The organism is Ensifer sp. LC384 (assembly GCF_001695865.1).
Lineage (GTDB): Bacteria > Pseudomonadota > Alphaproteobacteria > Rhizobiales > Rhizobiaceae > Ensifer.
This window is the reverse complement of record NZ_MBST01000047.1, coordinates 41,704-51,616: the sequence shown is the minus strand read 5'-3', so window position 1 is coordinate 51,616 and position 9,913 is coordinate 41,704. Positions and strand designations below refer to the sequence as shown.

The 9,913-nt window shown below is 63.5% G+C and carries 5 protein-coding genes and 2 pseudogenes; 6 read left to right on the top strand and 1 reads right to left on the bottom strand.

Features of this window, described 5'->3' with window-relative positions:
* The 4 genes from BC363_RS27020 to BC363_RS27005 all read left to right on the top strand — a co-directional run.
* Window positions 1-1,752 (top strand): type I secretion system permease/ATPase (locus BC363_RS27020; protein ID WP_202618623.1); only part of this gene is annotated, 1,752 nt, incomplete at its 5' end.
* A gap of 145 nt (window positions 1,753-1,897) precedes the next feature.
* The gene (locus tag BC363_RS27015; protein WP_065786276.1) at window positions 1,898-5,413 is read left to right on the top strand and encodes a cadherin-like domain-containing protein; all 3,516 of its coding nucleotides are present in this window, start codon (window positions 1,898-1,900) and stop codon (window positions 5,411-5,413) included.
* 46 nt (window positions 5,414-5,459) lie between these two features.
* Window positions 5,460-6,785, top strand: coding sequence for an HlyD family type I secretion periplasmic adaptor subunit (locus BC363_RS27010; RefSeq protein WP_065793341.1), 1,326 nt, complete (start codon window positions 5,460-5,462; stop codon window positions 6,783-6,785).
* An 836-nt stretch (window positions 6,786-7,621) separates the two neighbouring features.
* Window positions 7,622-8,302: a response regulator transcription factor gene (locus BC363_RS27005; protein ID WP_065785920.1), complete on the top strand. Its 681-nt coding sequence runs from the start codon at window positions 7,622-7,624 to the stop codon at window positions 8,300-8,302.
* 132 nt (window positions 8,303-8,434) lie between these two features.
* On the opposite strand, the gene BC363_RS27000 is transcribed toward BC363_RS27005, so the two are convergent.
* Entirely contained in the window at window positions 8,435-8,665 is a 231-nt protein-coding gene (locus BC363_RS27000) for a hypothetical protein (protein ID WP_139110186.1), read from the bottom strand.
* A 154-nt stretch (window positions 8,666-8,819) separates the two neighbouring features.
* On the opposite strand from BC363_RS27000, the pseudogene BC363_RS26995 reads away from it, so the two are divergent.
* Together BC363_RS26995 and BC363_RS26990 are read left to right on the top strand one after the other, a co-directional pair.
* A pseudogene (locus BC363_RS26995) lies at window positions 8,820-9,376 on the top strand (transposase); the annotation flags it as partial.
* A pseudogene (locus BC363_RS26990) lies at window positions 9,377-9,785 on the top strand (IS3 family transposase); the annotation flags it as partial.
* Window positions 9,786-9,913: the final 128 nt, after the last annotated feature.

Genomic DNA, 9,913 nt, shown 5'->3' with positions numbered 1-9,913 from the left:
CGCGGTATCCTGATCTATCTCTTCGGCCTTTCCGGCCTGATCAACATCCTGGCGCTGACCGGCGCCTTCTACATGCTGCAGATCTACGACCGGGCGCTGACCAGCGGCAGCATCTCCACCCTGGTGGCGCTGTCGGTGCTGGCGGTCGGGCTCTACCTGTTCCAGGGGCTGTTCGACGTCATCCGCTCGCAGATCCTCGTGCGGCTCGGCGCCCGGCTCGATGCGCAATTGGCGCCGCTCGCCCACAAGGTGGTGATCGAGATGCCGCGCTTCGGCTATTCGACGGCGGAGGCGACGGAGCGCGGCCGCGACGTCGACACGCTGCGCGGGTTCCTCGCCAGCCAGGGGCCGGTGGCGCTGTTCGACCTGCCGTGGATCCCGATCTATCTCGTCTTCGTCTGGCTGTTGCACCCGATGCTCGGTTACCTGACGCTCGGCGGCGCCCTGGTGCTGGCGGTGCTGACCATCATCGCCGAGGTGCTGACCCGGCGCCATTCGCACGCGATGATCAAGGCCTCGGTGGCGCGCAGTTCGGTGGCCGAGAGCAATGCCCGCAACAGCGACGTGCTGCATGCCATGGGCATGACCGGCCGCGCGGTCGACCGCTTCGAGAAGGCCAATCGCCGCCATCTCGACTGTCAGACCAAGACCTCGGACATCGGCGGCACGCTGTCGGGCCTGTCGAAGGTGCTGCGCATGATCCTGCAGTCGGCGATCCTCGGGCTTGGCGCCTATCTGGCGATCCGCGGACAATTGTCGCCGGGCGCGATCATCGCCGCGTCGATCGTCACCGCCCGGGCGCTGGCGCCGGTCGACATGGCGATCGCGCAATGGAAGGGCGTGGTGGCGGCCCGGCGCAGCTATCACCGGCTGAACGAAACACTCGGCGTGCTCGACGAGCGCTCCGGCAGCCTCGACCTGCCGGCGCCGACGACAAGCTTCAGCCTCGACAAGGTGACGACGGTGGCGCCGTCGACCGGGGCGGTGCTGTTGAGCGAAGTCAGCCTGGAGCTGAAGGCCGGCCAGGCGCTGGGTCTGATCGGGCCATCGGGCGGCGGCAAGACGACGCTGGCGCGCGCCATGCTCGGCATCTGGCCGGTGCTGCGCGGCGCGGTGCGCATCGACGGCGCCGATCTCAACCAATGGCCCGAGACGCTGTTCAACCAGCATGTCGGCTACCTGCCGCAGGACGTGGCGCTGATGGACGGCACGGTGTCGGACAACATCTCGCGCTTTGCCGAGGCGCCGAATGCGCGCGCCATCATCCGTGCGGCCAAGGCCGCCGGCATCCACGAGATGATCGTGCACCTGCCGAACGGCTACCAGACCGAACTTGGTCCTCATGGAACCGCACTGTCCGCAGGCCAACGGCAACGCATTGCCCTGGCTCGTGCTCTCTACGGGGATCCTTTTCTTGTGGTGCTCGACGAACCGAACTCCAACCTCGATGCGGAAGGGGAAGAGGCGCTCTGTCAGGCCATCCTCAAGGTGCGCGAGCGCGGCGGCATCGTCGTCATCGTCGCCCACCGCCCGAGCGCCTTGCAGACGGTCGACATGATCGGCCTGGTGCAGGCCGGCCGGCTGGTCGCCTTCGGACCGAAGGAGGAGATCCTGCCGTCGCAGAAGATGCGGCCGCTGGTGGTGGAGAAGAACCGCAGGGCGGATGCCGCCGGCAGGACGGATGCCGCCGGCAGGGCGGATGCCGGCATGAGCCAGGACATGGGCCAGCCGCAACGGGTGCCGGCGGAGTAGCCGGCACGCCGGTGCCAGGGCCGAGCATAGCGGAGATTGAAGCCGCCCTTTGGCGGCAGAGCTGAGCAGATGCGAGCGAGCGACACGAGGCCAGGGCGCAAGACGAGCTCCGCGATCGGAGCCAGCACCGGCCGAGGAGGATGTCATGGACGAGAAGCTCATCCTGAAGCGACCCGACAGCCAGCAGGCGGTCGCGCCGATGAACCGTTACGAGATCGCCGACAGGCCGGAGCGTAAGCGCGGCGGCCTGCTGCTGTCGGCGCTGTTTCTCGGCGGCCTCGGCTCGGTGTTTGCCAGCCGCGACGAGGCCGACGGCAATGCGCCGGCGCATCGGCCGGGGCTTGGCGATGGTGAGGCGATGGCGCCGGTGGACGAGCCGCAGACCGGGCCGGATCTGGCCGGCGCGCTCGATGTCATCGAGAATGTCGCGGACTATTTCCGCGAGCTGATGGCCGACTTCGCGCTGACGACGGGCACGGTTCCAACGGTTATGGGCCGGTTGCGCGCCTCGGTGCGGCTGTCCTTCGACGACGGCCGTCCCGATACCCGCTTTGTCGACGACCGGCCGTTGCAGCAGTCCAAGCGTTCGGCCAACGACAACGACCTGCCGGACTTCGACTTTCCCCGGCTGTCGTCCTTCGGCAACCTGCCGTCGACCGGCGGCCGCAATGACGATGACGATGACAATGGCGGCGGTGACGATGATGATGATGACGGCAATGGCAATGGCGGCAACAACAATGGTGGCAATAACGGCGGGAACAACGGCGGCAACGGCGGCGGCAACAACGGTGGCAATAATGGCGGCGGCAACAATGGCGGCAGCAATGGCGGCGACGACGATGACGACGATGACGGCAGCACCCGCAGCAACCGGCTGCCGGTCGTTGCCGGCCGCAACATCCTTGCCAACGGCTTCATGAACCTGTCGGCGATCATCCTGCTCGATGATCTCTTGGCCAACACCCTCGATGCCGACGGCGACCGGCTGACGATCGCCAATCTGACCGTCTCTTCCGGTTCGGTGCGCGCCTATGCCGACGGCATGTGGCTCTATACGCCGGCGCGCGGCGAGATCGGCGAGGTTACGTTCAGCTACACCGTCTCCGACGGCACCGGCAGCGTTGCCAATGGCGCGCTGCTTTCGCTGCTCGACTGGCCGGCCCATGAGATCGAGGGCACCGAAGGACCGGACGTGCTGATCGGCACGCCGCGTCCCGACATCGTCGCCGCCCTTGGCGGCGACGATGTCGTCTATGGCCGCGAGGACGACGACCTGATCCTCGGCGGCAGCGGCAACGACACGCTGCTGGGCGGCGACGGCGACGACACCCTGCATGGCGATGACGGCCATGACCGGCTGTTCGGCGGCAACGGCGACGACATCCTGTTTGGCGGCGCCGGCGACGATCGGCTCCATGGCGAGGCGGGCGACGACATCCTCATCGGCGAGGCCGGCGACGATACGCTCTCGGGCGGCGAGGGCGACGATCGGCTGTTCGGCGAGGACGGCAAGGATAGTCTCGAGGGCGATGCCGGCGACGATCTCGTCGATGGCGGCACCGAGGACGATCACCTTGCCGGCGGCAGCGGCGACGACACGGTTCTGGCCAGTGCCGGCAACGACGTCATCGTCACCGGAGCGACCAGCGACGAGGCCCGCCAGGCGCAGCCATCGCCGGCCAACAGCGAAGACGACGGCGACGATACCTATAGCGGCGGCACCGGCTTCGACACGCTTGATGCCAGCGCCAGCACCAAAACCATCGTCGCCGACCTCGAACAGGGGACGGCGACAGGCGAAGAGATCGGATCGGATACGCTCGACAGCATCGAGGCGGTGATCGGCGGCACCGGTGACGACCAGCTTGCCGGCGATGCCGCCTGCAACACCCTCGTCGGCAATGACGGCAACGATGTCATCGACGGCCGTAGCGGCAACGACAGGCTGGCCGGCGGCCAGGGCGACGACACCGTCTCAGGCGGTAACGGCAATGACACCATGCTCGTCGAAGCACCGGTCTGCGTGCCCGGGGAAACGAGCGACGGCGACGACAGCTATGATGGCGGCGCAGGAAACGACACGCTCGATGCCAGCGCCAGCACAAAGACCATCGTCGTCAACCTCGAACAGGGCACCGCCACCGGCGAAGAGATCGGATCGGATACGCTCGACAGCATCGAGACGGTGATCGGCGGGACCAGTGATGACCAGCTTTCGGGCGATGCCGCCTGCAACTCCCTCGTCGGCAATGACGGCAACGATGTTATCGACGGCCGTAGCGGCAACGACATGCTGGCCGGCGGCCAGGGCGACGACACCGTCACCGGCGGCAACGGCAATGACACCATTCTCGTCGAAGCACCGGTCTGCATGCCCGGGGAAACGAGCGACGGCAACGATACCTATAGCGGCGGCGCAGGAACCGACACGCTGGATGCCAGCGCCAGCACAAAGACCATCGTCGTCAACCTCGAACAGGGCACCGCCACCGGCGAACAGGTCGGATCGGATACGCTCGACAGCATCGAGACGGTGATCGGCGGCACCAGTGATGACCAGCTTTCGGGCGATGCCGCCTGCAACACCCTCGTCGGCAATGACGGCAACGATGTCATCGACGGCGGTAGCGGCAACGACACGCTGGTCGGCGGCCAGGGCAACGACATCGTCGCCGGCGGTGCGGGCGACGATACGGTGATCGTCGTCGCCATGATCGAGACCGGCAACGGCACCGCGACGAATGATGGCACCGATAGCTATTCGGGTGGTGATGGTATCGACACACTCGATCTCTCGGCTCTGGTCCAGGAAGTCCTTGCGGACATTGAGACCGGGATCGCCGAGGGCAACGAGATCGGCACGGACGTGATCGATGGCTTCGAAATCATCGCCGGTGGCCAGGGGGGCGACCGGCTGTCGGGTGGGGCCGGCAACAACATCCTGTCGGGTGGCTCCGGCAACGATGTGCTGCGCGGCCGCGGCGGCGACGACATTCTCGTCGGTGGTGCCGGCAACGACACGCTGGAAGGCAATACCGGCAACGATACCTTCCTGGTGGTGATCCCACCGGATGCGAGCGGCAGTGACGGCAACGACCTGATCGACGGCAATGAGGCGGTCGACACCTACGACGCCGCGGCGGCGACACAGGCGGTGGTGATCGACCTTGACCGCGGCACGGCTGAGGGCGCCGAGATCGGTTCGGACCTGTTGACCGCGATCGAAGGCGCTGTCGGCGGCAAGGGCGACGATGTGCTGGTGGCCGACACTGCCGTCAACTTCCTCGCCGGCGGCGACGGCGCCGATGTCTTCGTCTTCCGCACGGTGGCATCGCTGGCCAATGACGGCAGCGGCCGCGACGAGATCCGCGACTTTGAGGTCGGCGACCGCATCGACCTGTCGAAGATCGCCGAAGCCATCGGCGGCCTGGTCTTTGCCCAGTTCGCCGCCGACGGCCAGACACCGCCGGTGCACCAGATCACCTTCTATCACGAGGCCTTCGGCGACGGCGAACGCACCGTCGTGCGCGCCGTCGTCAACCTCGAACGCGACGAGGATCTCGAATTCCTGATCGCCGGCCGCCACGAGCTCACCGAACAGGACTTCATCCTGGCCGCGCTCGAAAGCCCGGCCGATCAGCCGAGAGACAGCGTCTGAACGACCACAGAACCTATTTGTCACGCGTTATCGGGAGAAGAAGACCATGAACACCACGGACAACAGCACGGTGGAAACGGCAACCACCAGTGCGGCATCGACTGAGAAGCCGCAGTTCGGCATCACCTCGCGCATCGTCGTCTCGGCCGTCTTTGCCGCGACGCTGGTGTTCGGTGTCGGCGGCTGGGCGGCCCAGGCCAAGCTGTCGGGTGCCGTCATCACCCAGGGCCAGGTCGCCGTCTCCCAGCAGGTCAAGCTGATCCAGCACCGCGACGGCGGCATCGTCTCGGCGATCGCCGTCAAGAACGGCACCCATGTCAGGAAGGGCGACGTGCTCTTGCAGCTCGACGAGACCCAGACCCGGGTCGAGCTGTCGATCGTGCGCGGCCAGTTGCAGCAGTTCTACGCCATGCGCGCCCGGCTGACGGCCGAGCGCGACGGCGAGACCACCGTCTCCTTTGCCGGCCTCGACGTGCCGGAGATCCTGAAAGTCAGCGAGCTGAAACTGTTTGAGGCCAACCGCCGGATGATCACCAGCCAGGAAGAGCAGATGCGGCTGCAGATCGGCCAGTTCGAGGAGCAGATCCGCGGGCTGAAAGCCCAGACCGGCTCCAGCGACAAGGAAAAGGAGATCGTCGAGAAGGAGCTCGTCAAGCTCGACACGCTTCTGAAGAGTGGCCTGGTGCCGATTTCCGAGCATCGCGACCTGTTGCGGCAGATGGCCCGCATCGACGGCTCCAAGGGCGAACTCTTGGCCCGCATCGCCGAGGCGCTCGGCCAGATCAGCGAACTGCGCATCAAGCTGATGTCGATCGACCAGAACAACCGCAAGGAAACCCAAGGCCAGATCGTCGGCATCGAGGCCAAGATCGCCGAACTGACCGAACGCGCGGTGGCGGCAAAAGATCGGCTGTCGCGCATGGAAGTGCGCGCCCCCGTCGACGGTCTCGTCTACGACCTGCAGATCCACACCATCGGCGGCATCATCGCCCCCGGCGCCACCGCCATGTCGATCGTGCCCGAGGGCGAGGACCTGACGGTCGAGATCCGCATCCCGCCGGCCGACATCGACCGCATCGCCCCCGGCCAGCAAAGCCGCATGCGCTTTACCGTCTTCAACCAGCGCACCACCCCCGAACTCGACGGCCGCATCGACGTCGTCGCCGCCGCCACCACGCTCGACCGCAACACCGGACAGCCGTTCTATCTCGCAACCGTCGAGATCACCGAGCCGCTCGACAAGCTCGGCAGCCGCAAGCTGATGCCCGGCATGCCCGTCGAGGTCTTCGTCCAGACCGACGAGCGAACCGCAATCTCATACCTGACAAAACCATTCACCGATCAGATGCTGCGCGCCTTCCGCGAGGAGTGAGGATAGGGCGTCGGCAGGGGTGAACGGTAGCGACAGGATCTATCGTTCGGTACGGCGCCGGACGCGAACAGATATGCCCAATATTATCGCTTCGGCGGCCGTGTGGTTGGCTGCGCTGTCGCTCTATGGGCATCCGAAGGGGTGGATTTCCATCCGGTCCACGCGCCGGAAGCTCGTTAACGCAGGTGGGCCAAATTGACGAGATAGCTAACGCCGGCGATCGTCGCCGCAGACAGACGTCGCTCGGGAGGCATCAAGATGACATGCCCATACTGCGGAAGAGGCACACTCGTTAGAGATACCCGCGATATTCCCTATGTCTACAGAGGGGAGAGCGTGCTTATCGAAAAGGTGACGGGCCGCTTTTGCGATGCATGCAATGAAGTTGTTCCGGATGACACGGACGCGCAGCGAATCATAAAGACGATGCTCAAATTCAAGAAAAAAGTGGATATTGAGAAATAGTGTGCGTGTCGCGCAAAATAAGGTGGGAACGCCCGAATGAAACTGCACGTTTTGGGCCTATCTTGGGAGCCGGGCGGCACTGATCTACCCCAGGTCTTGCGGCAAAGGACCACGGTAGCGCACGGCGCATCACCCGTTCGAAGATACTGGTTAAGCGAATGAGGCAAGTGACTGAATTTCCTAGTCAATTACATCGGCTGCGCGTCATGGCGGCAACATTACATAGGCTTGAATTCTTTGCAAAGAAAATAACCAGCCGTCGGGCGTGGAACACATCTTGTGACCCCTAAAATTAAACTGTTATTAAGTGTTTGCTTTGAAATGCATTGCTGTTCAACTATCGTGATTGTTGCGGAAGGAGCGCAACAATCATGCCGGTGTCAGTAGCGTTTGTTGACGGCGACCCGATCCTCCTGGAGGGACTGGTTAGTCTATATTCTGGAAAAAGTGACCTCGAGATCGTCGCCAAGGGCGAAAACGCGGTCGATGCTTTGAAAATTGTTGAAGAAATTTCGCCGCATGTCCTCGTGCTTGATCTGAGCATGCCCGGCAACGCCATGGCCGCCATCGAACGGATCGGGCAGAACTACGAAGGCACGCGGATTATTGTCTTTACCGCAAATTCGAGCATTGAAACAGCGATCCAGGTGCTGAACTATGGCGTTGCGGGCTATGTGCTCAAAAGCAGCAGCGCCAATGATCTGCATGAAGCGATCCGTGCTGTGCATGACGGCGACACATTCGTGACTGCCGGCTTTGCCACAAAGGTCATGATGGCCATGAAGACCGCAGACCTTCGCCGTCGTACCCAAGCGCAAAAGCGCCTGAGTTCGCGTGAGGAGCAGATTGTTCGCTATCTGCTGCGCGGCAGCACGAACCGTGAGATCGCCGCCTGTCTCGGCATCAGCGAGACGACAGTGAAACACTACATGACGGTGCTGATGCAGAAGCTTGACGCACGGAACCGCGTCGAGGTTGTGCTTGCCGCCCAGAAGTTGAACGCGATTGCTGATGGCGGTGCCAATCGGGGGATGTCCGGGCGGTTCAAATGAACCGTGCTTGGCCCAACGAGGTCGCTTGCCGTGTCTCCCGCGGGATGCGGGGTCCTGTATGTGCCACTTAGTCATCGTGATCGGTTGCGCAGCAGCCTCCAGCGGCTGCATGTGCGGCCGTAAATGTCTCCCTTAGACGTTGGCGACGCCGCTGCCCTTCGTATCGGCGAATGACGGCAGGTTGACGCCAAAAGTCGCTTGCGCAGTGGCTTCCGCTTTCAGGCCATTGCCCCTCACATTGACAGGGACCAGCCCGTCAAAGCCGTTGACCAACACCGTCGGGTCACGGTCTGTGAAGGAAGGGATAACCGAGCAGCTTGTATCCGGCAGTGTTGACGAGATCGCCATTCTGGTCTGGAACAAACGAGCCTGCACGGGTCAGATACGGGGAGCCCGCGTTTCTCTCGACGATGAAGAAGCCTTGCCCGTCGATCGCTAGGCGAGATCAAGTGGGTCCGGTAAGCGACGGACGCGGACCCGGAGGCCGGAGCAGTCGGGCGCATCAACGAGATCATCTATTCGGACAATCCCCGAAAAGCAGACGAACGCACCACCCTTTGACGTACGGGCCGCATTGTATGGCTGGTGGGAACAGACTTGACCCAAATCCACGGTCCCGGCTCCTCCCTTGTGCTCAAGCTGATACGCGAGTGCGGCACGGACATGGGAGCCTGGCCCACCGCCAAGCACTTCACCTCATGGCTCTGTCTGGCTCCTGGCAACAAGATATCGGGCGGCAAACTGCTTTCGTCGAGAACGCGCCGGTCGTCTAGTCGCGCAGCGGCGCTTTTGCGGTTGGCAGCGACCACGATCGGTCGAAGTGACACGGCGCTCGGCGCATTTTATCGGCGTTTGGCAGGGAGGATTAGTAAGCAGAAGGCGGTCACGGCCACCGCACTCAAGATTGCTGTTCTCTTCTACAACGCTCTCCGATTTGGGATGATCTACCGCGATCCAGGTGCTGCGGCCTGTGACGAGCGACATCGTGGCAGGGTGCTGGCAAATCTTCAGCGCCGCGCCCGGTTACTAGGCTATCAGCTCGAACTTATGACCGCCGAAGAATGTGTTTCTTAGGAAGGCCGCGGCCTACTTTGCAAAGTTCGCCTTCATTGCAAAGCACCGTTGCATCTGGCCGGTGGCATGGCTCTGCGAAGCGCTGGGTGTTTCTCGTTCCGACTTTCATGCCTGGCTCAATTGTTCGCCGAGCATCCATGCTCGGTTTGATGAAGTCCTGCTGGCGAAGATCGAGCAGAGCTTCAAATTTAGCGACCGCACCTATGGTGCCCGGCGTGTCTGGCACGACCTGCTCGCTGAAGGCTTCTCCTGCGGATTGCATCGCGTCGAGCGGCTGATGCGTGAGAACGCATTGCGAGCACGTCCCCGCAGACGAGGCTTGCCAAAGGATGCCGGTGAGCGCTCCGGCATCATGCCGAATGTGCTGGACCGGCAGTCCGAGGCGGATCGCCCCAATCAGAAATGGGTGGTATCCAATCAACAAGAAAGCAATTCTTGTGCGATCTTCACATCCGTGCGCGACCACTCTTGGTTTCCCGCTGGCCGCGCACCGGTCTGAAAAGCTGACTTCAAGCGGTGGTCACGGCGCAAGTTCGG